This window comes from Ruegeria lacuscaerulensis (assembly GCF_013034745.1).
Classification (GTDB): Bacteria; Pseudomonadota; Alphaproteobacteria; order Rhodobacterales; family Rhodobacteraceae; genus Ruegeria; species Ruegeria lacuscaerulensis_B.
On record NZ_WQGP01000004.1, the window covers coordinates 333,059 to 357,439 of the forward strand.

The following is a 24,381-nucleotide window of genomic DNA, read 5'->3' on the forward strand; positions in this document are numbered from 1 at the left end:
CGGCGCAGGCGATAGGGAAAGGCCCTTATCGGTTCAGAGCGCCTCATGATCCCCCGCTCCAACTGTCCATGGAATAGCGCAATGCTGCACATGCAGCAACGGTCAGCTTGTCTCAGGCCGAAGTTGGGTAATGCCGCGCGGGTCAACCCGCTGATTGTTCAATGTTCTTTGCTGTCCATGGCGCCGATACGCTGGGTGCGCCGAACAAGAAACCCTGAAGGCAATCGACGCCATTTGCGACAAGAAACTCTGCGTCTTCTTTCCTTTCGACCGATTCGGCAGTGACAAGAATCTCAAATTCGCGGGCGACGGCGATCAGGGCGCGGACCAGGGCCTGATTGTCCCGGTTGGCGGCAATGCCGCGTACGAACTGGCCGTCGATCTTGGCGGCATCGAACAGAAACTCTCGGAAATGGCGGAAACTGAAATTGCTGGCGCCGAAGTCGTCCAGCGCAAAGGCAATACCGCGCGGTTGCATCCGATCCATGAAATCCATCACCAGATCGGGCAGGGTCATCGCCGAGCTTTCCGAAATCTCAAGGATCAGGCGGTCGCCGATGCTGGTGTCTTTCTTCAAGAACCGCTCCAGCATGCGGGACCATCGCGCGAAGCCGATCGAGCGCGCGGACATGTTGATGGACAGGCGGATATCGGGGTGTCGGGCCAGTGTGCGCAACCCCATCTCTAAGGCAATACAGTCCAGTTCCCGACCGATAGGCGTGTTTTCCAACTGTGGCATGAAATCTCGCGCGGGAATTACCCGGCCGGTTTCGTCCAGTACCCGGATGAACCCTTCGTAGAAGGCGACGCCGTGCGGCGCGTTGGCCTGCATCACCGGCTGAAAGGCCAGCTTGCATTGTCTGTGCTTCACGGCGTCCGAGGCCATTTGAACCGTTGAGGCATCGCGCGATGTCACAGCCGCATCCAAAGGGCTGTCCGACCCTTCGGGCAAATCTGCCAGGTGTTTGTCCGCCATGATTGCCTTGCCTTTTGTCGCTTTAGGTCAAGGTTGGATTTCAGACGAAACCTGTGAATTTGAGGTTAATGAGGGTGCGATTGCCGACTAACGGGCAACCTCCCAGGCACGACCGACCGTAATCGCCGCCCCGATGACTGCGCCTGCAAATCCCAGAGCCATCATAATGAAACCAAACGCGATAAGAGGCGCTGCACCGCCGCTGAGCGCGGACAACATGGCCACGACCAGACCCGCCAATCCCAGAAAGGTCGAAAGGGTCGTGATGCGGGTCATATCAGATCTCCGGGTTAAGCGGCTGCGTATCAATGTGATATGGAACGCTCGGATCGGTATTCAAGAAACGAAACCGTGTGGATCGGCGGATTTAAGCCTGTTCTGCCTGCGATTTGGGCAGGTCGGCCCGGAAATGCTCGAATCCGGGCGTTCCGCGATCTTCGGGGTGCAGGGCGATGTGCTTGGCTTTGATCTGTTGGGAGTTGTCCCGGCTTCCATCGTGGCTATACCCCGGTGGGGCAAAGCAATAGGCCAGACGCTGGCGTAGGGTCAGGCCCGGTTGCGAGGCATCGCGCCAGATCCCGACCCATTCGTGAAACGCCACGCGCAACGGATTGAATGTGCCGATATTGTGGACCAGTCCGAAATCTACGCGGTCATCCTCCTGCTCGGGGACGAAGGTCCCGAACATCTTGTCCCAGATGATAAAGACACCGGCATAGTTGCAGTCTAAGTAGCGCGCATTGCGGCCATGATGGGCGCGGTGGTGGCTGGGGGTGTTCATCACCGCCTCGAACCACCGGGGCATCTTGCCGATGGCTTCGGTGTGGATCCAGAACTGATAGATCAGGTTCAGACCGCCCACGAACAGAACCATGGCCGGGTGGAACCCCAACAATATCAAGGGTGCGCGCACGACCATCATGAAAGTGAAGGTATAGGTCCAGGTCTGTCGCAGCGCGGTCGTCAGGTTGTAATGCTGCGAGCTGTGGTGGTTCACATGGCTGGCCCAGACCCAGCGGATGCGATGGCCGAACCGATGCACCCAGTAATACCGCAGGTCATCCAACACAAAACACAGGACGATGACGGCGATCGAGGTGCCCAGATCCAACGGAGTGATCTGCCACAGCCACATGAAGAACGCATAGGCGATGAACCCCAGCAGCAGGCCCGAAGCGATATTCCCCGCGCCCATGATCAACGAGGTTACAGCATCGCGTGTCTCGTACCGGCCACCTTTGCCTTTGACGGCTATCCAAAGAAACTCGGCCAGAATCGCAGCGATGAAAAAGGGGACGGCCCACTGAACGGCATCCGGAAAGGTGACTTGGTCGGTCATGCGGGCTCCATCTGGTTGTGCCAGTGCTGGCGCTCGGTGTCATCGAGGTGGATCAGGACGCGGGGCGTGCCGAAGTCGTGAAAGCGGACCTCGAACCCTTTGGGGTGGTCCAGCCAATCGAAATCCTGAAGGTGTCGCGCGACCGTGTCGGCGCCGAAAGACCAAACAAGACCGTTGCCCGCAGGTGTGCGGATCAAAGCCGTATGGCCGTCATTGGTGATTGTTACATCAACAACCTCGTCGCCGGGTACATGTCGCAACCAAGCGGCTTTTGCGACGTCCGGGGTTAGCTGCGTGACACGAGACTTGCCCGCAAGATGCATCATCAAGGTGATCCCCGCGATCCCCCCGATCACCAGAACCAGCAATATTCCAAGCGGCATGACCATCCTCCCGCAGGACAGAGTGCAAGTCGGCTGCGGCAGTGTCAAAGGTGGCGTTGCGTAAGCCTTTCGCAGAAAACGACCGGCCCGCGAGGCACGGACCGGTTACTGCATTTTTAAAGTCGACTGCGATCAGCTTTCGCCGCCCACCAATGCGCCGACAATCGCCTTGGCACTGTCCGAGTTCCATTCGGCATCGCCGATCAGACGGGCAATCTCGTCTCCGTTGGGATCAAGGATCACAGTAATCGGCAGGGCAATCACGCCGAATTCCCGCGCCACAGCCGAACCGGGATCCTGATGGCGGGGCAAGTTGTCGATACCGGTTTCGTCGAAGAACTTCTTGATACCGGCAGGTGAGTTACGGCCAGTGGCAAGTGTCACAACCTCGAACTTGTCGCCGCCGAACTCTTCCTGAAGCTCAGCGATCTGGGGCATTTCCTTTCGGCAAGGCGCACACCACGTGGCCCAGAAGTTCACCAGAACATATTTGCCTTTGTAGTCGGCCAGTGTCGCTGTACCGCCGTCATCTTCCAACTGAAACTCAACAGTGGCCTTGGGCTTGGGCTCTTTGTGCAGGATCAGCCGTTTCAACGTGCCTTCGCGCAATGGCTTAAGAGTTTCTATATCTGCGGCCAAAGCCGCATTTGCACCCAGCGCAAGGGCCATATAAAGGGGGATCAGACGAAATAGGCGCATATCAACTCCGGGTTTTCTTACATGACCGATCAATCCTCGAACCAGATGTGGGGCGGCCGCTTTGCCGCCGGTCCAGACGCGATCATGGAGGCAATCAATGCCTCGATCGGGTTCGATCAGCGGATGGCAGCCCAGGACATCGTAGGCTCGCGCGCCCATGCCGCCATGTTAGCGGCCACAGGCGTCATAAGTGATAGTGATGCGCAGGCTATTCGGGAAGGGCTGCTCACAGTCTTGTCAGAAATCCAGTCCGGTTCGTTTCAGTTTTCGACCGCGCTGGAAGATATTCACATGAATGTCGAGGCGCGCCTGAAAGAAGTCATCGGAGAACCTGCGGGGCGTCTGCACACCGGGCGCAGCCGCAACGACCAAGTCGCGACCGATTTCAAACTGTGGGTGCGTGATCAGTTCGATGCTGCGGAAACCGGCCTTCTGGCCCTGATCCGGGCGCTGTTGACACAGGCCGAGGCTGGGGCCGATTGGGTCATGCCCGGTTTCACCCACTTACAAACGGCGCAGCCCGTCACATGGGGTCATCACATGATGGCCTATGTCGAGATGTTTGGCCGCGATCTGTCCCGCGTCCGCGACGCGCGCGCCCGGATGAACGAATCCCCACTGGGTGCGGCGGCGCTGGCAGGCACATCTTTCCCGATCGACCGCCAGATGACGGCTGAGGCATTGGGCTTTGACCGTCCCGCCGCAAACTCGTTGGATGCAGTCAGCGACCGGGATTTTGCGCTGGAATTCCTGTCGACGGCCTCGATCTGCGCGGTCCACTTGTCGCGCTTCGCAGAAGAGCTGGTGATCTGGTCGTCGGCCCAGTTCCGGTTTGTGACGCTGTCGGATCGGTTCTCGACCGGCTCTTCAATTATGCCGCAGAAGAAAAACCCCGACGCTGCCGAACTGATCCGCGCCAAGGTCGGCCGGATCTACGGCGCGAACACCGCGCTGATGATGGTGATGAAGGGCTTGCCGCTGGCCTATTCCAAGGACATGCAGGAAGACAAGGAACAAGTCTTTGACGCCGCCGACAACTGGATGCTGGCGCTGGCCGCGATGGAGGGCATGGTCAAGGACATGACCGCCAACCGCGACAGTTTGGCGGCTGCGGCAGGGTCAGGTTTCTCGACGGCGACCGATCTGGCTGACTGGCTGGTACGGGTGCTGGGCCTGCCGTTCCGCGATGCGCATCACGTCACCGGATCGCTTGTTGCCATGGCCGAAGCCAAGGGCTGCGACCTGCCTGATCTGACCCTTGAGGACATGCAATCGGTTCACGCTGATATCACCGATGATGTCTATTCTGTCCTTACGGTCGAAAATTCGGTAAACTCGCGTCAATCCTTTGGCGGCACGGCACCCGATCAGGTGCGTGCCCAGATCAAGCGGTGGAAGGCGCTGGTGTGATGCGGATTTTACGTGTGGTGCTTTTGGTCTCGGCTGGTGCGGTACTGGCCGGGTGCGGTGCGGACGGCGAGCCGATCCAACCCACCATGAGTGCCAATATCGGCGTCGGCAGCAGCGGCACCTATGGCGGCGTTGGTGTCGGGTTGCGTAAAGGCGGTCTGGGCGTGTTCTTGGGGCTGTAACTGATCGTCAATTCAAATTCTGAACTTTCGAACCTGACCCGATCTGAAGGACTGGATCGAAATACATGAGACAAATATGAAATTCATCGCACTGTTTCTGCCCGTTCTCTTCCTGGCCGCCTGTGATCCGTCCTACACACCGCGCCCCGAGCCTGAAGCGCAAACCAGCGGGTCTGGCATTTCGATTTCAGGCTATGGTCGGGTCGGGGTCGGCGTTCGCAAGTAACGGCCCGCGCCGCCGTGCACGGAATCCATTGATCCGCAGACCTCTTTTGGTCTAAGCGCGCTTGTATGGATCACTTTCTCTACCGCGACGGCGCGCTTTACGCCGAGGATGTCCCAATCTCCGAGATCGCAGCCGCGGTCGGAACCCCGTTCTATGTCTATTCGACGGCGACCTTGCTGCGGCATTTCAAGCTGTTCGATGACGCGCTGGACGGGATGGATCACCTTGTCTGCTACGCGATGAAGGCGGCCAGCAATCAGGCGATTCTGAAGACGTTGGCGCAGGCGGGCGCGGGGATGGACGTGGTTTCGGGCGGGGAATACCTGCGGGCAAAGGCCGCGGGCGTGCCTGGCGAAAAGATCGTATTCTCGGGCGTTGGCAAGACAGCGGACGAAATCCGCACTGCGCTTGCCGGCGGCATCCGCCAGTTCAACGTGGAATCCGAACCTGAGATGGAGGTGATCAACGCGGTTGCACTGGACTTGGGCGTGATTGCGCCGATCACCGTGCGGGTGAACCCGGATGTAGACGCGAAAACCCACGCCAAGATCGCTACCGGCAAGTCGGAAAACAAATTCGGCATCCCAATCGCGCGCGCGTCCGAGGTGTATGCCCATGCCACCACCCTGCCGGGACTGGATGTGATTGGCATCGACGTTCATATCGGCTCACAACTGACCAATCTTGAGCCGTTCGAGCTGGCCTATACCAAGGTTGCCGAGCTGACCGAGCAGCTTCGCAGCGAAGGCCATAATATCCGCCGCCTTGATCTGGGGGGCGGTCTCGGCATTCCCTATACACGTGCCAATGACGCGCCGCCGCTACCTGTGGAATATGGAGCTTTGATCCAGAAAACGCTGGGCCATCTGGGCTGCGAGATTGAAATCGAACCGGGCCGTCTGATCGCGGGCAATGCGGGTTTGATGGTCAGTAAGGTGATCTATGTGAAATCGGGCGAGGGACGCGATTTCCTGATCCTGGATGGGGCCATGAACGACCTGATCCGCCCTGCGATGTACGAGGCGCATCATGATATCGTCGCCGTGACCGAGCCCGCGCCGGGCGTGGAACAGCAGCCCTATGACATTGTGGGCCCCGTGTGCGAAACCGGCGACACCTTTGCCAAACAGCGCAACATGCCGCCGCTTGCAGCCGGTGAACTGGTCGCCTTCCGCAGCGCCGGGGCCTATGGTGCGGTGATGGCCAGTGAGTACAATACGCGCCCATTGATCCCCGAGGTTCTGGTGCACGAAGATCAATTCGCCGTAATTCGTGAACGCCCGAGCTTTGACGAAATCATAAACCGCGATACCATACCCGAATGGCTCTGACGCGATAGGCGCGCGGGCCTGCTGACGGAGGCCCGCCTTAATGGCTAAACAGACCCTGCCGATCCCTAGACTGTCCCTGTGGCTGACCCACGCAGGGATGTTGGCCGAGCAGGTCTGGCGGGCTTTCTGGCCGTTTTTCTCGATCCTGATGGCGATTCTGGCGGCTTTGATGCTGGGATTGCAGGATTTCGTACGGGTTGAAACCGTCTGGATCGTCGGCGCACTGGCTTTACTGAGTCTGTTGGGCGCGCTGGTCATTGGCGCAAGGCGATTCCATATCCCCAGCCGGGCCGAGGCGCTGATGCGGTTGGATGAGACGCTGCCAGGGCGACCGATTCAGGCTCTGATGGATGATCAGGCCATTGGTGCGATGGATGCAGATTCTGTGGCGTTGTGGCAGGCGCACCAATCCCGCATGGCCGCACGTGCCGCGCAGGCTGAGCCGGTGAAGCCCAACCTGCGGCTTGCGGATCGTGATCCCTATGCCCTGCGCTATTCGGCCCTGTTGGCGCTGGTGATTGCAACGCTCTTCGGGTCGTTTTGGCGTATTGGTACGGTGGCCGAGATGACCCCCGGCGCCGCTGTCGCAGGACAGGGGCCGAGTTGGGAAGGCTGGGTCGAGCCTCCGCGTTATACCGGTCTGCCGACATTGTATCTGGCCGATCAGTCCGACCCGACCTTGTCGATTCCTCAGGGAAGCCGAATTACTTTGCGGTTTTACGGAGAAGTCGGCGCGCATAGCCTGACTGAAACCACCACGCCTCTGGGCACCGAAGGCGCGACCGATCCGGAACAAGAAATCGTTGTCGATAAATCGGGTGTTCTGAAAATCGACGGCCCCTCGGGCCGGGATTGGGCGCTGGATATCATCGCAGACGCACCGCCCCATATCGCGGTGGCAGATATCGCCGAGTCCGAGGCGGGTGGGCGGATGAAGCTGCCTTTCGCAGCGGGGGATGATTATGGGGTCGAATCCGGCTCGGCCCTGATTGAACTTGATCTGGCCTCGGTCGATCGCCGCTATGGCCTGACGCTTGAACCCGAACCGCGCGAGGCGATTGCGGTGGAGCTACCGATGCCGATCACCGGCGACCGGTCTGATTTCATCGAAGACCTGATCGAGGACTTCTCGGAGCACCCTTGGGCGCATCTGCCGGTCAAGATTACCCTGACCGCGCGCGATGCGGCTGATCAGGAAACGCAGTCTGAGCCCTACATGACCGCTTTGCCCGCGCGCAGGTTCTTTGACCCGCTGGCGGCGGCAATCATCGAACAACGTCGCGATCTGCTTTGGACGCGGGACAACGCAACGCGAGTCTCCCAGCTGTTGCGCGCGGTGTCGCACCTTCCTGAAGGCTTCTTCCGCTCGGATACCGCATACTTGCGGCTGCGCGTGACATTGCGGCGGCTTGAGACCTTCAATGAATACGGTCTGAAACCTCAGCAGCAGGCCGAGATTGCGCAGGCCCTTTGGGATCTGGCAGTGCAGATCGAAGATGGAACGCTGGCCGATGCGCTGGAACGGATGCGGCGCGCGCAAGAACGCCTGACCGAAGCGATGCAGAATGGTGCGACAGATGAGGAAATCGCGGAGTTGATGCAAGAGCTGCGCGAGGCCACGGACGAGTACATGCGTCAGCTTCAGCGCCTTGCACAGGAAGGGGACAGCGAAGAGCGTCAGTCCGGCCAGAATGGCGAAAGCATGCAGATGACGCAGGACGACCTGCAACGCATGATGGACCGTATTCAGGAGCTGATGGAACAGGGCCGGATGGCCGAAGCCCAACAGGCGCTGGAGGAATTCCAGCAGATGATGGAAAACATGCGCGTCACCCAAGGACAGGGTCAGGGCCAACAATCTGAAGGCCAACAGGCCATGGAAGGACTGGCCGAGACGCTGCGCGAACAGCAGGGACTAAGCGATCAGGCGTTCCGGGATTTGCAGGAACAGTTCAATCCGGGCGCGCAGGCTGGTGAAAACCAAGGCAATGAAGGCCGCAACGGTGGTCAGGGGCGCGGCGAAAGCCATGAAGGGCAAGGCGGCCAGGGTCAGGGCTCGGATCAGGCGGGCGAGGGCCAGCAGGGTCAGGGATCGCTGGCGGACCGTCAACAGGCTCTGCGCGATGAATTAGGCCGCCAACAGCAGAACCTGCCGGGTGGCGGAACGCCCGAAGGGGATGCCGCACGTGACGCATTGGACCGCGCGGGTCGTGCCATGGATGATGCAGAACAGGCCCTGCGCGGCGATGATCTGGCCGAGGCGATTGACCGTCAATCCGAGGCGATGGAGGCGCTGCGCGAAGGGATGCGCTCATTGGGCGAGGCATTGGCGCAAAACCAGCAGAACCAACCGGGTCAAGGCACGCAGGACGGTGATATGCAGGCCAATAACCGCGATCCGCTGGGGCGCAGTCCGGGGTCGTCTGGGTCAATCTCGACCGATGAAGGCATGCTTCAAGGCGAGGACGTCTATCGCCGCGCGCGCGAGCTTCTGGATGAAATCCGCCGCCGGACCGGTGAATCAGACCGCCCGCAGCTTGAGCTTGAATACCTCAAACGTCTGCTCGAACGGTTCTGATTTCTCAAGGTCTGATTTACTGCGCGCCTGAACTGGTCTGCGCTTGTAGCCACAGCCGCGCCTGATCAACTAACGAGACATAGCTGTCCAGCACCGGATCGGCTTGAGGGACAGCTTCGGAAATCTGTTGCGCGTTGCCGTAGATCAGAAACAGGATCACGCCAATGACGACCATCAGCAGGAATCCCCGGCGGAACCCGCCGCTGGGGGCCTTGCGGGGCAATGGCTGAACCTGTTCTTTCTTCTTTTTCTTGGGCTTCTTTTTCGCAACAGGTTCGTCGCTGCGCAGACTTGAATTTATGGCCTCCACGTCCGGCAAATCTTCTTTTTTCGCAGGGTCTTTGGCGGCCTCGGTGGCGGTCAGTTCGCGGATCGCCTGCTCCGGATCGGGTTCAGGTTCAGGCTCCGGCGTAGGTTTGGGTTCTGGCGGGGTCAGGGCCAGATCGGTCTGCGTTTCAAGGCTTTCTGCCTCTTGCGCCCGCAGATCGGCCTCGCGCGCGGCCTCTTCTTTGAGGATGCTGGAGACCGATGGGTCGACATGGCTGCCTGTGGGGGTATCCGCAGGTACGGGCGCCGCCTGAGGTGTGGGTTGGGGTTCCGGTTCCGGCTGAGGCGGCGGCGCGGGCTTTGGTTCTGGCTGTGGTGGCGCTGCCTCGGGCTCCGGCTGCGGCGCAGGTTGTTGTGCAGGCTGCGGCTCGGGTTCTGGTTGCGGCGCAGGTTGTTGTGCAGACTGCGGCTCGGGTTCTGGCTGCGGCGCGGGTCGCGAAGCCGGTTGAGGCTCGGGCGCTTGTTCGCTTGCCTCTACCTCGGGTACAACCGGGTCAGGTTCGGGTGCGGTGGTCTTGGCCTGAAACCAGGTCTTTTCGCAGTTCGAACATTGCACATCGCGGCCTTCTGCCGGGATCACCTCGTCCGGAACCTCATACTGGGCACTGCAATTCGGACATGTAAGACGCATACTGCCTCCTGGCCACAATATTGGCCCGATAATAGTTTTTTCAGGAATGATATTCCGTTAAGACCTGACCGCAAAGGGTGTTTTCGGTTTCACACGACAAGTGTCGCCAATTCGACCCGGTGCAGAGATTGAAACATAAACCGCGCTCCGGCAAGAAGGGCGGTGAACAACCTGGGGGCCCCTGTGATCGAGCTGGAAAATGTCAGCTATACCTATGGTGGTGACGCATTGCTGAGCGATGTGTCCCTGCATCTGCAACCGGGGTCCTTCCACTTTCTGACCGGCCCGTCTGGCGCGGGCAAAACCACGTTACTAAAGCTCTGCTATGGCGCATTGTTGCCAACTTCGGGACGGTTGGCTGCCTGCGATCAGAATGTTGCGGAATTGGATCGGGATCAGATGGCTCTGTTACGGAGGCGGATTGGGGTCGTCCACCAAGATTGCCGGTTTCTGGATCACCTGACATTGGCGGAAAACATTGCTCTGCCACTGATGGTGTCCGGCAAAGGTGAAAACGCGCAGAAAGAGGATATGGACGAGTTGCTGAACTGGGTCGGGCTGGGCGCACGGCAGGATGCATTGCCCCCTGAGCTGTCCGGCGGCGAACGGCAACGCGCCGCCCTGGCACGGGCGGTTATCCTGTCGCCAGATGTGGTTCTGGCCGACGAACCCACCGGAAATGTCGATTGGGACATGTCGCAGCGCCTGTTGCGGCTGCTGGTCGAGTTGAACAAGATGGGTAAAACTGTGCTGATCGCGACCCATGATCTTAGCCTGATCCGGGCGGCCAAAAGCCAGGTGCAGGCACGGGTTCTGCGGATTTCGCAACGCAACGTGCAACTGGCGGGGGCTGATCTGTGACGCAAGACAGTCTTCGCAACATGCTGTTGCCCGATAGCAGGGCCGACCGGGTGGTGCCCCCGACCGGGTATACGGCGCATCTGACCCTGTTCGTGTCCGGCGCGATGGCCTTTCTGGCGGTGTTTGCACTGGCACTGTCGCTTGCATCTGACCGATTGGCCGAACGATGGGCCACGGAACTGGCTGGTGCGGCCACCCTGCGTATCAATGCCCCGGCAGATCAGATGGCGGCCCAGACTAAGGCCGCGTTGGATGTGTTGTCACAAACACCGGGTGTGGCTTCGGCGCGCGCGTTGACTGCCGAGGAACAGATCGCGTTGTTGTCCCCCTGGTTCGGGTCCGACCTGCCACTGGACACGCTGCCCGTACCGCAATTGATCGAGATTATCGAGGGCGAGCCCGGCATGGATGTGGCCGGTCTGCGCCTGCGTCTGGGGGCCGAGGCACCGGGCGCCGTTCTGGACGACCACACCCGCTGGCGCGCACCGCTGGTCGATGCGGCCATGTCACTGCGGCGTTTGGGTTGGATCTCGATCCTGCTGATCGGAGGGGCAACGGCGGCAATGATTACTCTGGCGGCTAATGCGTCGCTTGCGGCCAATGCCCAGATTATCGAGGTTCTGCGGCTTGTCGGTGCCCGCGACCGGTTCATCGCTCATGCTTTTGTGCGCCGTTTCACCTATCGCGCTTTCTTTGGGGCTGTGGTCGGTGTTCTGTTCGGTATGATCGGGGTCTTGCTATTGCCCGAAGCCTCGGATGAGGGAGGGTTTCTGACCGGTCTGGGATTTCGCGGTTTGGGCTGGTTGTTGCCGGCGCTGATCCCGATCCTCGGTGCAGCCGTGGCTTTTCTGGCGACCTGGACGGCGGCAACGCGCAAATTGAAGGAGCTTTCGTGATGGCGGCAGTTCAATGGGTTCGGTCACTGATCTTCATGATCGTGATCTATGTGTGGATGCTGATTCTTGGGATCGTGTTCGCCCCCTATGCAATCTTTGCCAAACAAGGTGCGCGACGGGCGTGCAAGACCTATGCGCGCAGCACCATGTGGCTGGCTGGCTGGATGGTCGGTATCCGCTGTGAAGTGCGTGGCACGCCACCGGTTGATGAAGTGGTTGTTGGGGCAAAACACCAGTCGTTTCTTGATATTATGATGATCTTCAATGCCATGCCGCAGGCCAAGTTCATCATGAAACGCGAGCTTATGTGGACACCGATCATCGGGATATATGCGCGTCGGCTGGGCTGTATCCCGGTGGATCGTGGCAAGCGTGGCGCGGCGGTGGCCAAGATGGTCAAGGATGTGGCCAAAGAGTTTTCCGAACCCGGCCAGTTGGTGATCTACCCGCAAGGAACGCGCGTCGCGCCCGGCGCGCGCAAACCCTATAAGGTTGGAACCGCCGTGCTGTATGAGGGGCTTAACTTTCCGTGCATTCCTGTGGCGACCAATGCGGGTGTCTTCTGGCCCCGCACGGGCATTATGCGCAAGCCGGGCCTTGCGATCGTCGATTTCCTTGACCAGATCGAGCCCGGCGTTGACCGCGATCCGTTTCTGGCCCGCCTAGAAGAGGTGATCGAGACGCGCTCGAACGCGTTGATGCAGGAAGTGGGGTTTGACCTGGATGCAGTACATTGACGATATCGAAACGCTCGAGGCACTCTATGGCACGCCAGCGGCACCATCTTTGCGCAAAGTTGCGCCTCGTCTGACTCCGCTTTACCGGCAATGGATCATGGCTTCGCGGCTGTGCATCCTCAGCACGGTTGGGCCGGAAGGTGTGGATGGCAGCCCGCGTGGCGACGATGGTCCGGTGGTTCTGGAGCTGGACGACAGGACACTTGCCCTGCCGGATTGGCGTGGAAACAACCGGTTGGACAGCCTGCGTAATATCGTCCGTGACCCGCGCGTGGCGCTGATGTTCATAGTGCCCGGTTCCAACAACGTGGTGCGCGTGAACGGAACGGCCCGCGTGACTGCGGATCCCTGCTTGACCGCCCGGTTTGACAAAAAGGGCAAGCACCCCGCCACGGTGATCGTTATCGACATCGCTGAGGTCTACACCCAATGCGCCCGTGCGTTGATGCGGGCCCGTACTTGGCGCAGTGGTGACGAAAGCGCCACCCTTCCGACGATGGGGGAGATCCTGGCCGAAGCTTCGAACGGAGACGAAGGCGGCGCGCGCTATGACGCCGAATGGGGCGCGCGCGCCGAGAAAACGATGTGGTGATCAGCCCACAATATTTCACGGTATCGCCACACGGGTGGACAAATACGGACGCAAAAATAGGATGAGCGAAACCGGAGGCTTAGATGCAGCAGTTGCAAACATATTGGCAAGAGTTCCTGATCCACGCAAAAGGCGTGTTGTTGTATCCGCTTAACCCAGATAACCGAGTTTATGTCCTGTATCTGGCAACTTCTTTCCTCATCGCGTTCTGGATCTATGCCCGGAAAAGGCGTGTGTCTTCAGAGGTTGACGGAGAAACGACGTTCTTCGGGTTTCTGTTTCCAAAGAAAGTTTGGCGACATCCGTCAGCGTGGCTGGACGTAAGATATTTCTTCTTCCACATGCTGATTGGGCATTTCCTATTGCTAGGTCTTCTGGCCGGCTCTGCGGCGGTATCCTATTATTGGGCCAGTGGTGGGTTTGATCCTTCCACCGTTGAGGATGGCAAACACCTCACAGGTTGGGTGGGGGCCACTATCACCATAGTCTATATGTTTGTGCTCTTTCTGGTTTTGGATTTCATTGGCTTTTACTGCCACTATCTACAGCACAAAATTCCACTGTTGTGGCAGTTTCATAAAGTTCATCACAGTGCTGAGGTCATGCATCCGATCTCGAACTTCCGCGAACATCCCGTTGACAACCTGTTCTATCACCTGGCGATTGGCCTAGGCAGCGGCGCGGTAACGGGTTTTACCTTTCGCATACTGGGGTATCATCCAAATATTCCCGTTATTCTAGGTGTGCCGCTGTTGATGTTCTTGTTCAATGCCGTGGGCTACAATCTGCGGCATTCTCATATTTGGCTGCGTTGGCCTGGTGTTTGGTCCAAGGTCTTCCCATCTCCGGCTCATCATCATGTGCATCACAGTTGTCACCCGGATCATCTGGACAAGAACTTTGCCTTCATGTTTCCGGTCTGGGACGTGTTGTTTGGCACATATGTCATGCCGGACGACAATCGAGATGTGAAATTTGGTGTGACCGAGAAAGACAAAGGCCAGGAACTGAATACTTGTATGAGACTGTATTTCGTGCCCTTCAAGGACGCATGGACCCTTATGCGACGCAAACTTCGGGCCAAACATAATGCGCAGCAACCTCACAGCAGTGAACCTGCCGAGTAATTCGCCAAGTTAAGGTGCGGCGCGATGTACCCGGAGCATCGCGCCGCTTTTCCGTATCAGCTGTGGATTGGCCCGTCGCCGCAGGCCAGAGCCGCTTCGCGCACTGCTTCGGAATAGGTCGGGTGCGCGTGGCAGGTCAGGGCCAGATCTTCGGCCGAGGCGCCGAATTCCATTGCAACGCAGACCTCGTGGATCAGGTCACCAGCTGCTGGGCCGATGATGTGGGCGCCCAGAATGCGGTCAGTGTCCTTGTCGGCGAGGATTTTTACAAACCCGTCGGCGGCAAAGTTTGCCTTGGCGCGGCCATTGCCCATGAACATAAACTTGCCAACTTTGTAGGCACGCCCTGCTTCCTTCAGCGTGGCTTCGGTTTCGCCCACATTCGCGACTTCGGGCCAAGTATAAATCACGCCCGGAATGACACCATAGTTCACATGGCCGTGCTTGCCTGCGACCTGCTCGGCTGCGGCCATGCCTTCATCCTCGGCCTTATGGGCCAGCATCGGGCCTTCGGTCACGTCACCGATGGCGTAGACGCCAGGCACGTTGGTTTGCCAGTCACTGCCGACCTTGATCTGACCGCGCGGTGTCATCTCAACCCCCAACGCGTCCAGCCCCAGCCCGTCCGAGAAGGGTTTGCGCCCGGTGGCGACCAGCACGGTGTCGGCCTCGATCATATGCTCGCTGTCATCTTTCAACAGCTTATAGGTAACTTTGGCCTTGGTCTTGGTGGCTTCGGTCTTTTGAACCGCAGCCCCCATGACAAAATTCAGGCCCTGTTTCTTGAGGATACGCTGGAAGGTTTTCTGAACCTCGGGGTCCATGCCCGGCGTGATCTCCTTGAGGAATTCGATCACTGTCACCTCGGCCCCTAAACGGCTGTAGACCGAGCCCAGTTCCAGCCCGATCACGCCCGCGCCGATTACAACCATCTTTTTTGGAATCTTGCCCAGCGACAGCGCGCCGGTCGATGTCACGACGACCTTTTCGTCCACCTCGACACCGGGCAGCGAGGACGGCTCGGACCCTGATGCGATTATGATGTTTTTGGCGGTGTGAACCTCGTCACCCACCTTCACCTGGCCGGCAGCTGGGATCGAGCCCCAGCCTTTCAGCCAGTCGATTTTGTTCTTCTTGAACAGGAACTCGATGCCCTTGGTGTTGCCGTCGATCACCTCGTCCTTGTAGGCCTGCATCTGTTTCCAGTCGACCGAGGGGCTTTTACCCTTGAGGCCCATCTTGGCAAAGTTATGTTCTGCCTCGTGTAGCTGGTGACTGGCATGCAGCAGCGCCTTGGACGGGATGCAGCCCACATTCAGGCAAGTGCCGCCCAGCGTTTCACGCCCTTCGACAACGGCGGTTTTCAGGCCCAGCTGGGCGCAACGGATGGCGCAGACATAGCCGCCGGGGCCGGCTCCGATTACGATGACGTCATAGTTTGCCATTCAAATGGTCCTTTGTTGTTCTCGGGGGAGGGCATGCGCCCGGGTCCGTAGGCTTCTTATACCAGCGTGAGATGCAAGATTAAAACAGCGCCGCAAGCAGCATTGCGACAGTTGCGAAAAAGCTGACAAGCCAGACGATTGTACGCCATGGTGTCCAACCCAGCGCATAAGCGGGGACATAGATGACGCGTGCAACCAGAAAAATCCAGGCAGCAGCGGCGGTGAATGAGGTCGATTGTCCTGTCACGGTAATCACGAGGGCGGCGATGGCAAACAGGGTCAGCCCTTCGGTCAGGTTGCTGAGCGCACGATGCATCCGCCCCGAGGCTCCGGGCCGGTCAATTTCCGTGTCGCGGGGCCCGATCGCCTTGTTCACATCCATTTTGCCGTGGCTGACGGCCAGATAGGCAATGAACTGAACGGCCCAAAGCAAGGCGGCCAGGGTCAGAACTGTGATTTCGGGGGTCATTTGGTTATCCGATTTTAGCAGGGCCTGAGAGTGGCCGCGTCGCCAAAGCCGCGGCCGAAAACGCCTCAAAGCGCCTGGAGGTATAGATAGGCCGTTGCGAAAAATCCGGCCAGCCAGACGGTTGTGCGCAGGAACGGTACGGGAATGGCAAACGCGTAGATCGGAACAAAAACGATCCGCGCGATCAGGAATATCTGCGCGGCAAACAACGTACCGCCGGTAAAAGCGTCCTTGGCGGACAGGATCAGAATGGCAGGTGCAAACAGTGCCATAGCGACGACTGAATTGGCCAAAGCGCGCTCCACCCGACCTGCGACGCCGGTCAGCGGCGGCATGTCATCGCGTGCGCCGCCCAGCGTCATCAACCCGACCTGAGACATTGCAGTCAGGATATTCAGCAAAACCACAATAATGACCACCAGGCCATAGAGGGCAAGAATCGAAAGCTCGGAAGACATGATAGGTATCCTTTTGTCAATCTCAGTCCGGTCTTGCGACTACCATTCACCGGGCGCGAAGGCAGGCTGGGTTCACGGGTATTTGCGTGCCCGTGTGCGAGTTGACCCCGCACACGGTTTTTTCAGATCAGACTGGTTTCAGCAGTTTCACTTGAATATGGGCCACGCCGCCACGTTCGTGGTGCATCGCCAGTTCCTGCGAATCCAGAAAAGCACGGGCCTTGTCCAGATCGCGCACCTCAAACATGGCGATGGCGTGATCGCGCTGATCAGGATCGCGCCAGACGTGCAGGTCATGGATACCTGCCGCCTTGCGCATTGGCTGATCTTCGCGGAACACGGTCAGCCAGGCGTCAAAATCGGCCACATCGGCCTGCCACAGAACATGTGTTGCCATGATTACAGATCCATCAGCAGGCGGCGCGGATCTTCCAGCGCTTCTTTCACGCGCACCAGGAAGGTCACCGCGCCTTTGCCGTCGACGATCCGGTGGTCATAGGACAGCGCCAGATACATCATCGGACGGATCACAACCTGACCATTGATCGCCATCGGGCGGTCCTGAATCTTGTGCATGCCCAGAATACCCGATTGCGGGGGGTTCAGGATCGGCGAGGACATCAGAGAGCCGTAAACACCACCGTTCGAGATGGTGAAGGTGCCGCCCTGCATTTCCGCCATCGACAACTTGCCGTCACGGGCGCGCTTACCTTTTTCGGCAATGGCTTTCTCGATCGCAGCAAAAGACATGCTGTCAGCATCGCGGATGACCGGAACCACCAGACCGGTCGGCGTGCCGGCGGCCACGCCCATATGAACGAAGTTCTTGTAGACAATGTCGGTGCCGTCGATCTCGGCGTTCACCTCGGGCACTTCTTTCAGCGCGTGGCAGCAGGCCTTGGTGAAGAAGGACATAAAGCCCAGACGCACGCCGTGCTTCTTCTCGAACTGGTCCTTATACTGGCTGCGAAGTGCCATCACTTCAGTCATGTCCACCTCGTTGTAGGTGGTCAGCATGGCGGCGGTGTTCTGGCTGTCTTTCAGTCGCTTGGCGATGGTCTGGCGCAGGCGAGTCATCTTGACCCGTTCCTCGCGCGCGGCGTCATCGGCGGCCACAGGCGCGCGCGGCGCAGGGGCAGGTGCCGGAGAGGCAGCAGGCGCGGGTGCGGCAGCCGTTGCCACGGCGCGGGCCACGTCCTCTTTCATGATGCGACCGTCGCGGCCGGTGCCGGTGACCTGATCAGCCGACAGACCGGCTTGTGCCATCGCTTTCTCAGCCGAAGGTGCGTTGGACACGTCCTTGCCCGTGGCCGCAGCTGCAGGGGCCGCCGCTGCCGGAGCAGCCGCCGGAGCCGCAACAGCACCTGCGCCCGAGATCACGGCCAGTTTCGCCGATGCGTCAACGGTCGTGCCCTCCGGCGCGGTGATTTCCGCAAGAACACCTGCGGCGGGGGCTGGAACTTCGACTGAAACCTTGTCGGTTTCCAGCTCACACAGCATTTCATCCTGCGCGACGGCGTCGCCGACCTGTTTGAACCATGTGGACACGGTCGCCTCGGTCACGGATTCACCCAGCGTGGGAACCATTACGTCAACGCTGCCACCCGATGCGGCCGGAGCCTCAGCTGCCGGGGCCGCCGCCGCCGGTGCCGGAGCAGCGGCTGCGCCCTCTCCTGCGGTGATAGTGGCCAACAAGGCATCAACGCCAACGGTTTCACCCTCGGCGGCGACGATCTCGCCCATCACGCCGGCTGCGGGGGCGGGCACTTCGACTGTAACTTTGTCAGTCTCCAACTCGCACAGCATTTCATCCACGGCCACTGCGTCACCCGGCTTCTTGAACCAGGTTGCAACTGTGGCCTCGGTGACCGACTCGCCCAGCGTGGGAACACGAACTTCAATGGACATCATTATTTTCCTTCAATGCTCAGCGCTTCGTTAACCAGCGCTTCTTGTTGGGCTTTGTGTTGGCTGGCCAGACCCGTCGCGGGCGAGGCCGAAGTAGCGCGGCCGACATAGCGGGGCCGTGTATGTTTTGCTTTAATCCGGGTCAGAACCCATTCGATGTTGGGTTCGATAAAGGACCAGGCACCCTGGTTCTTGGGCTCTTCCTGACACCAGACGATCTCGGCCCCTTTGAAGCGCTCAAGCTCATTGATCAGCGAATGCGCCGGGAACGGATAATATTGCTCGATCCGCATCAGGTAGACGTCGTCGATCCCGCGCGCGTCGCGTTCTTCGAGCAAGTCATAGTAGACCTTGCCTGAACACAGAACGACCCGCTTGACCTTGTCATCTGCGACCAGCTTGGTGTCCGAGTTGCCATGCTGCGCGTCATCCCACAGCACCCGGTGGAAGCTGGATCCGGTGGTGAATTGATCCGCGGTGCTGACGGCCAATTTGTGACGCAGCAGTGATTTTGGCGTCACCATGATCAGCGGTTTTCGGAAAGTCCTGTGCAGCTGGCGGCGCAGGATGTGGAAATAGTTCGCCGGCGTCGTGCAGTTCGCCACGATCCAGTTGTCCTGCCCGCACATCTGCAGGAAGCGTTCCAGACGCGCGGACGAGTGTTCAGGCCCCTGACCTTCAAACCCGTGCGGCAACAGACAGACCAAACCGGACATACGCAGCCATTTGCTTTCACCCGAGCTGATGAACTGGTCAAACATGATCTGCGCGCCGTTGGCAAAGTCGCCGAACTGCGCCTCCCATAAGGTCAGGGCATTGGGTTCGGCCAGCGAATAGCCGTATTCAAAACCCAGCACCGCATATTCCGACAGCATCGAGTCGATCACTTCATAGTGCGACTGTCCGGCCCGGATGTTGTTGAGCGGATAGTATCGTGCCTCGGTCTCCTGATGCACAAAGCCCGAGTGGCGTTGGCTGAATGTCCCTCGCGTTGCATCCTGACCGGACAAGCGGACCGGATAGCCCTCGGTTAGAAGCGAGCCAAACGCCAGCGCTTCGCCGGTTGCCCAGTCGAACCCCTTGCCGCTTTCGAACATCTTTTTCTTGTGGTCCAAAAGTCGGCCGACGGTTTTGTGCAGCGCGATATCTTCGGGCACATGGGTCAGAGCCTTGCCGACCTCGGCCATGGTTTCCGGCGAGATCGCCGTGTCGCCCCGGACATACTCTTCTTTGTTTTTGTCCAGATGTGACCAGCGCCCGTCCAGCCAGTCGGCCTTGTTGGGTTTGTAATCTTTCCCGGCCTCGAACTCGTCATTCAGGTGGGCCTGGAAAGCGGCTTTCATATCCTCGATTTCGCCTTCGGGGATCAGGCCATCCTTGACCAAGCGTTCCGTATAGAGCGACAGCGTGGTCTTATGCGTCTTGATCTTCTTGTACATAATCGGGTTGGTGAACATTGGCTCATCGCCCTCGTTGTGACCAAACCGGCGATAGCAGAAGATGTCGATAACCACGTCCTTGTGGAACTTCTGGCGGAATTCGGTCGCCACTTTTGCGGCGTGAACCACCGCCTCGGGATCGTCACCGTTCACGTGGAAAATCGGCGCTTCAACCATCAGCGCGATATCGGTGGGATAGGGGCTGGAGCGGCTGAAATGAGGCGCCGTGGTGAAACCGATCTGGTTGTTCACCACGATATGCATGGTGCCACCGGTCTTATGCCCCCGCAGGCCGGACAGACCGAACCCTTCGGCCACAACGCCCTGACCTGCAAAGGCCGCGTCGCCGTGCAGCAGAATGCCCATCACCGCCGTACGCTCGTCATCCTTCAGCTGGTCCTGCTTGGCGCGGACCTTGCCCAGAACTACCGGGTTCACGGCCTCAAGGTGGCTGGGGTTGGCGGTCAGCGACAGGTGGACATTGTTGCCGTCAAATTCCCGGTCGCTGGACGCACCCAGGTGGTATTTTACATCGCCTGAGCCATCCACATCCTCGGGCTTGAAGCTGCCGCCCTGGAATTCGTTGAAGATCGCGCGATAGGGTTTGCGCATCACGTTGGCCAGAATGTTAAGACGGCCTCGGTGCGGCATCCCGATAACAATGTCACGTACACCCAGCGCGCCGCCGCGCTTGATGATCTGTTCCATCGCGGGGATCAGAGCCTCACCGCCGTCCAGACCGAACCGCTTGGTGCCCATGTATTTGACGTGCAGGAATTTCTCGAAACCCTCGGCCTCGACCATCTTGTTCAGGATCGCCTTGCGGCCTTCCTTGGTGAACGCGATTTCCTTGCCATAGCCTTCGATCCGCTCTTTCAGCCACGCGGCCTGTTCGGGATCTGAAATATGCATGTATTGCAGCGCGAAGGTGCCGCAATAGGTCCGCTTCACGATATCGACGATCTGCCGCATCGAGGCCATCTGCAGGCCCAGCACGTTGTCGATAAAGATCGGCCGGTCCATGTCGGCCTCGGTAAAGCCATAGGTCTTGGGGTCCAATTCGGGGTGGTTGGTCGCAGCACGCATCCCCAACGGGTCCAGATTGGCGGCCAGATGACCCCGGATACGATAGGCCCGGATCAGCATCAGTGCGCGCAGGCTGTCCAGAACCGCGCGCTTGATCTGATCTTCGCTGACCGCAACGCCCTTGTCCGCTGCTTTGTCCTTGATCTTTTTGCCCGCCGCCTTGGCGTCGATCTCGACCCACTCACCGGTAAGCGCGCCCGTCAGGTCATCCGCAGGCATCGGCGGCCAGTCAGTGCGCGCCCAGGACGGGCCCTCGGCCTCGCGCTGCACATCCGGCGAAGCATCGCCCATGGCGCGAAAGAACTCGACCCAGGCCGCATCTACTGCATTCGGGTCCCGCGTGTATTGAGCGTATAGCTGTTCCAGATATTCGGCATTGTGCCCCTGCATGAAGCTTGAGGCATGAAAGGCGGAGTTGGGCGAGTGCTCGGTCATTGGGTTACCTCATATGGGTTGGGACCGTATTGGTTGGTGCCTGGCTGGCTGGGGCGGGTCAGCCACCACAGCACCAGGAGGGGCGAGATCATCAGGACGAGAAGTGTGGGTATAACAATCAGTAAAGTCGCGCGGGTGAACAAGATATCCAGATTGCCGCCATGCTGGAAGCTGGACGCCATTCCAATGCCGAACACCAGCACCGCAACGGCCCCGGCCATCAGCAGCAGCGGAAACAGGGCATAAAGCCCGCTGCGTCCGGTATCATGCATCCGCCGCCATGCGACCGCGAGATGTGGGAAGAAGACGATTAGGCTGACAATGCTCTGCACCGGTTGACTCGATGTGGCAGCGACGGATCTCGTGGTTTCGGTCTCGGTCGTGGCGACTTGCGTGAAAAACTGAAGGTCAATGAAACCTGCGATGAGGCTCCAGATCACGATGAACAGGAAAAAGAACCAGTATTCAGGCCGCGAGGCGCGACCCGAGAAGGTGAAGAACTTGGAGAAACAGGTGCGGATGGCGTCAGAGAAGGTCATGGGATCGCTCCAACAGGGTTCAAACCATATCGATTCGAGCTGTTCTCAGGTTTTACAAACCCAATCCAGAAACACCACAATACGCTTCCGTAGGGGATGAAGCCCAATAGCATGGCGGGAACAAGGATTTGCACGGCAGTTTCTGCACGCCCAGCCAGGAAAAGCATCGCGCAAATCGTGAGGGCAGCACCTGAAACGCCGTTTATCCATGCAGCAATGTAGAACCAGCCTCCTCGCCAGCCATGGTCTTTGAACCTTCGGGATACCGTCGGGAGCATTAGAAAACAAAAGAGAAAAACGGAAGCTGAGACCATCAAGCCAAGCGGAAGGTTTTCCGCCGTTATCGGACCGGATGCCAAAGCGCTTGACCCCAGTGACGCGACTATGAGGCTTGCCGAGAAAATCTGGAAGATCAGAGTGACGACCAAACTCGCGAGAAACATCCACCAGAATTCGGATCGAGAGGCGCGTCCCGAAAAATCAAAGACCTTTCGAAAACCCAACGATATAGCGCATTTTGGTCCCATCAGCACCCACCCGCCCGGCGGCAACGCCGGGCAGTGCCCGACCCTCCCCCCGGGAGGGCGCTTGCAGCACCCACCCAAGGTCGGGCGCTACCCTCAGCGCCTGTGGAGAGTCGGTTTGTCATCAGCCAATCGCTTCCAGCACGGCCTCACCCAGCGTCGCGGGGCTTTCTGCCACAACGATACCGGCCGAGCGCATGGCTTCGATCTTGTCCTCGGCACCGCCTTTGCCGCCGGCGACGATCGCGCCCGCGTGGCCCATGCGGCGGCCCGGAGGGGCGGTGCGGCCTGCGATGAAGCCTGCGACGGGCTTTTTGCGGCCCTTCTTGGCCTCATCCGCCAGGAACTGTGCGGCTTCTTCCTCGGCCGAGCCACCGATCTCACCGATCATGATGATCGAGTGGGTCTCGTCATCCGCCAGGAACCATTCCAGCACGTCGATATGCTCGGTTCCTTTGATCGGGTCGCCGCCGATGCCGACGCAGGTGGACTGGCCCAGACCCACATCGGTGGTCTGTTTGACGGCCTCATAGGTCAGGGTGCCTGAACGCGACACAACGCCGACCGAACCGCGCTTGTGGATGTGGCCGGGCATGATGCCGATTTTGCAGGCGTCGGGCGTGATGACACCGGGGCAGTTCGGGCCGATCAGGCGCGATTTCGAGCCTTCCAGCGCGCGTTTCACCTTCATCATGTCCAGAACCGGGATGCCTTCGGTGATGCAGACGATCACTTCCATTTCGGCATCAATCGCTTCGAGGATTGAGTCAGCCGCGAAGGGCGGCGGAACATAGATCACGCTGGCATTGGCTTCGGTCACATGCTTGGCTTCGTGGACCGAGTTGAACACGGGCAGGCCCAGATGCTCCATCCCGCCTTTGCCGGGGGTCACGCCGCCGACCATTTTTGTGCCATAGGCGATGGCCTGTTCGCTGTGGAATGTGCCCTGCGAGCCGGTAAAGCCCTGACAGATCACTTTGGTGTTTTCGTCGATGAGGACTGCCATTTTTAGGCCTCCATATTGATTTGAGGAAGCGCGCCGATGGACGATGTCATCGCCGTCGCAATTCGAGTTTTCTGGGCGTCAGGTTCCATTGCTGCGCCGTTCCAATGCGTTCATCACCTGCGCGCGGGACCAGATACCAAGCGAGCGCTGGTCTCTTCCTTCGCGAGTTTGCAGAAAGTCAGGGTCCAGATTGATTTCACCCGTCTCCAGAATTTCCTCGATAGGATCATCGAAGTTAAAAGGTTCGACCCGGGGGTTGAAACGTTTGAAACCGGCGTTGTTCCTGAGGCGTTCGTTGACCTCTACATGATGCATCGTGGTCAGTAGGTACGGTATCCCACTTTGCACGAAGTTTTCGAAGAACGCCCATCTCAGCCACCATTTGAGGTGAAACAAGCAATCCCGGCATAGAATCATGTCTGCCTTGGGCAACGGGTCCGACGTGATGTCCAGATGGATGAACTCGCGGCCCGGCCCAGCGTGCATCTGTTGCACCGACTGAACGACCTCCAGCGAGATATCTCCGCCGATATAGTTAATGCCGGTCAGGTCGACCTCTTGCATCCAGGTCCAGTCACCACAGGGCGCATCAAGGAGGGTCTTGACCTTGTATCTTTCAAAAACCTCTGGAAGTGCTTTGCGTAGCGGCGCCGTTGCTATCAGTGTCGAGCCAACGCCTGAGCGCGGACCGCCTTGGCGTCCGGACCAGTCTTTGCTTTCGAAGGCATTTCTAACACCGCTACGCATTACACTGTCCTACAACCCCTGCGATGGGGA

Annotated in this window: 26 protein-coding genes; 10 read left to right on the forward strand and 16 right to left on the reverse strand. The window is 59.1% G+C overall.

The features are described from left to right. Nucleotides 1-142 precede the first annotated feature (142 nt). From GOV79_RS10240 to GOV79_RS10260, 5 genes are all read right to left on the reverse strand, one after another. The gene (locus GOV79_RS10240; protein ID WP_170789710.1) at nt 143-976 is read right to left on the reverse strand and encodes an EAL domain-containing protein; all 834 of its coding nucleotides are present in this window, start codon (nt 974-976) and stop codon (nt 143-145) included. 87 nt (nt 977-1,063) lie between these two features. Beyond that, nucleotides 1,064-1,252, reverse strand: coding sequence for a hypothetical protein (locus GOV79_RS10245; protein WP_170784944.1), 189 nt, complete (start codon nt 1,250-1,252; stop codon nt 1,064-1,066). A gap of 91 nt (nt 1,253-1,343) precedes the next feature. Then, nucleotides 1,344-2,315 carry a sterol desaturase family protein gene (locus tag GOV79_RS10250; protein ID WP_170789711.1) on the reverse strand — a complete coding sequence of 324 codons (972 nt, stop codon included), beginning with the start codon at nt 2,313-2,315 and terminating at the stop codon, nt 1,344-1,346. Continuing rightward, a complete protein-coding gene (locus tag GOV79_RS10255) occupies nt 2,312-2,698 on the reverse strand; it encodes a hypothetical protein (protein WP_170789712.1) in 387 nt (128 codons plus the stop codon). Before GOV79_RS10255 ends, GOV79_RS10250 begins: the two co-directional genes overlap by 4 nt. Nucleotides 2,699-2,830: 132 nt before the next feature. Then, nucleotides 2,831-3,397: a TlpA disulfide reductase family protein gene (locus tag GOV79_RS10260; protein ID WP_170789713.1), complete on the reverse strand. Its 567-nt coding sequence runs from the start codon at nt 3,395-3,397 to the stop codon at nt 2,831-2,833. A gap of 21 nt (nt 3,398-3,418) precedes the next feature. Between GOV79_RS10260 and argH the strand changes: the two genes are divergently transcribed. The 5 genes from argH to GOV79_RS10285 all read left to right on the forward strand — a co-directional run bounded on the left by argH (nt 3,419) and on the right by GOV79_RS10285 (nt 9,124). Next, nucleotides 3,419-4,807: an argininosuccinate lyase gene (gene argH, locus GOV79_RS10265; protein WP_170789714.1), complete on the forward strand. Its 1,389-nt coding sequence runs from the start codon at nt 3,419-3,421 to the stop codon at nt 4,805-4,807. Continuing rightward, entirely contained in the window at nt 4,807-4,989 is a 183-nt protein-coding gene (locus GOV79_RS10270; RefSeq protein WP_170772579.1) for an argininosuccinate lyase, read from the forward strand. Before argH ends, GOV79_RS10270 begins: the two co-directional genes overlap by 1 nt. 76 nt (nt 4,990-5,065) lie before the next feature. After that, nucleotides 5,066-5,215, forward strand: coding sequence for a hypothetical protein (locus GOV79_RS10275; protein WP_170772577.1), 150 nt, complete (start codon nt 5,066-5,068; stop codon nt 5,213-5,215). Between the two features lie 65 nt (nt 5,216-5,280). After that, nucleotides 5,281-6,546: a diaminopimelate decarboxylase gene (gene lysA / locus GOV79_RS10280; protein WP_170789715.1), complete on the forward strand. Its 1,266-nt coding sequence runs from the start codon at nt 5,281-5,283 to the stop codon at nt 6,544-6,546. Between the two features lie 40 nt (nt 6,547-6,586). Next, complete coding sequence (locus tag GOV79_RS10285; RefSeq protein ID WP_170789716.1) at nt 6,587-9,124, forward strand: TIGR02302 family protein; 2,538 nt, start codon at nt 6,587-6,589, stop codon at nt 9,122-9,124. A gap of 16 nt (nt 9,125-9,140) precedes the next feature. On the opposite strand, the gene GOV79_RS10290 is transcribed toward GOV79_RS10285, so the two are convergent. Further along, nucleotides 9,141-10,082, reverse strand: a complete 942-nt coding sequence (locus GOV79_RS10290) for a zinc-ribbon domain-containing protein (RefSeq protein WP_170789717.1) — start codon at nt 10,080-10,082, stop codon at nt 9,141-9,143. 183 nt (nt 10,083-10,265) lie between these two features. On the opposite strand from GOV79_RS10290, the gene GOV79_RS10295 reads away from it, so the two are divergent. The 5 genes from GOV79_RS10295 (at nt 10,266) to GOV79_RS10315 (ending at nt 14,295) form a co-directional block, all read left to right on the forward strand. Then, nucleotides 10,266-10,943 (forward strand): cell division ATP-binding protein FtsE, encoded by a 678-nt coding sequence (locus tag GOV79_RS10295; protein WP_170789818.1) that lies wholly within the window; start codon nt 10,266-10,268, stop codon nt 10,941-10,943. Between the two features lie 20 nt (nt 10,944-10,963). Then, a complete protein-coding gene (locus GOV79_RS10300; RefSeq protein ID WP_174819436.1) occupies nt 10,964-11,839 on the forward strand; it encodes a cell division protein FtsX in 876 nt (291 codons plus the stop codon). Beyond that, entirely contained in the window at nt 11,836-12,576 is a 741-nt protein-coding gene (locus tag GOV79_RS10305; RefSeq protein ID WP_170789718.1) for a lysophospholipid acyltransferase family protein, read from the forward strand. Before GOV79_RS10300 ends, GOV79_RS10305 begins: the two co-directional genes overlap by 4 nt. After that, a complete protein-coding gene (locus tag GOV79_RS10310) occupies nt 12,563-13,168 on the forward strand; it encodes a pyridoxamine 5'-phosphate oxidase family protein (protein ID WP_170785476.1) in 606 nt (201 codons plus the stop codon). The genes GOV79_RS10305 and GOV79_RS10310 overlap by 14 nt, the downstream gene beginning before the upstream one ends. Nucleotides 13,169-13,251: 83 nt before the next feature. Then, nucleotides 13,252-14,295: a sterol desaturase family protein gene (locus tag GOV79_RS10315; protein ID WP_170789719.1), complete on the forward strand. Its 1,044-nt coding sequence runs from the start codon at nt 13,252-13,254 to the stop codon at nt 14,293-14,295. Nucleotides 14,296-14,351: 56 nt separating this feature from the next. On the opposite strand, the gene lpdA is transcribed toward GOV79_RS10315, so the two are convergent. The 10 genes from lpdA to GOV79_RS10365 form a co-directional block, all read right to left on the reverse strand. Then, complete coding sequence (gene lpdA, locus GOV79_RS10320) at nt 14,352-15,740, reverse strand: dihydrolipoyl dehydrogenase (RefSeq protein WP_170772563.1); 1,389 nt, start codon at nt 15,738-15,740, stop codon at nt 14,352-14,354. A gap of 79 nt (nt 15,741-15,819) precedes the next feature. After that, nucleotides 15,820-16,209 carry an MAPEG family protein gene (locus GOV79_RS10325; RefSeq protein WP_170789720.1) on the reverse strand — a complete coding sequence of 130 codons (390 nt, stop codon included), beginning with the start codon at nt 16,207-16,209 and terminating at the stop codon, nt 15,820-15,822. A gap of 65 nt (nt 16,210-16,274) precedes the next feature. Then, nucleotides 16,275-16,667 carry an MAPEG family protein gene (locus GOV79_RS10330; protein ID WP_170772559.1) on the reverse strand — a complete coding sequence of 131 codons (393 nt, stop codon included), beginning with the start codon at nt 16,665-16,667 and terminating at the stop codon, nt 16,275-16,277. A gap of 127 nt (nt 16,668-16,794) precedes the next feature. Then, nucleotides 16,795-17,064: a hypothetical protein gene (locus GOV79_RS10335; RefSeq protein WP_170789721.1), complete on the reverse strand. Its 270-nt coding sequence runs from the start codon at nt 17,062-17,064 to the stop codon at nt 16,795-16,797. Between the two features lie 2 nt (nt 17,065-17,066). Next, entirely contained in the window at nt 17,067-18,575 is a 1,509-nt protein-coding gene (gene odhB / locus GOV79_RS10340) for a 2-oxoglutarate dehydrogenase complex dihydrolipoyllysine-residue succinyltransferase (protein ID WP_170789722.1), read from the reverse strand. 2 nt (nt 18,576-18,577) lie between these two features. Beyond that, nucleotides 18,578-21,535, reverse strand: coding sequence for a 2-oxoglutarate dehydrogenase E1 component (locus tag GOV79_RS10345; protein ID WP_170789723.1), 2,958 nt, complete (start codon nt 21,533-21,535; stop codon nt 18,578-18,580). Further along, complete coding sequence (locus GOV79_RS10350; RefSeq protein WP_170789724.1) at nt 21,532-22,074, reverse strand: DUF805 domain-containing protein; 543 nt, start codon at nt 22,072-22,074, stop codon at nt 21,532-21,534. Before GOV79_RS10350 ends, GOV79_RS10345 begins: the two co-directional genes overlap by 4 nt. Continuing rightward, nucleotides 22,071-22,601 carry a DUF805 domain-containing protein gene (locus GOV79_RS22650; RefSeq protein ID WP_170772549.1) on the reverse strand — a complete coding sequence of 177 codons (531 nt, stop codon included), beginning with the start codon at nt 22,599-22,601 and terminating at the stop codon, nt 22,071-22,073. The genes GOV79_RS10350 and GOV79_RS22650 overlap by 4 nt, the downstream gene beginning before the upstream one ends. 121 nt (nt 22,602-22,722) lie before the next feature. Then, nucleotides 22,723-23,604 (reverse strand): succinate--CoA ligase subunit alpha, encoded by an 882-nt coding sequence (gene sucD / locus GOV79_RS10360; protein WP_170378979.1) that lies wholly within the window; start codon nt 23,602-23,604, stop codon nt 22,723-22,725. A 78-nt stretch (nt 23,605-23,682) separates the two neighbouring features. Next, entirely contained in the window at nt 23,683-24,351 is a 669-nt protein-coding gene (locus tag GOV79_RS10365) for a class I SAM-dependent methyltransferase (protein ID WP_170789725.1), read from the reverse strand. Nucleotides 24,352-24,381: the final 30 nt, after the last annotated feature.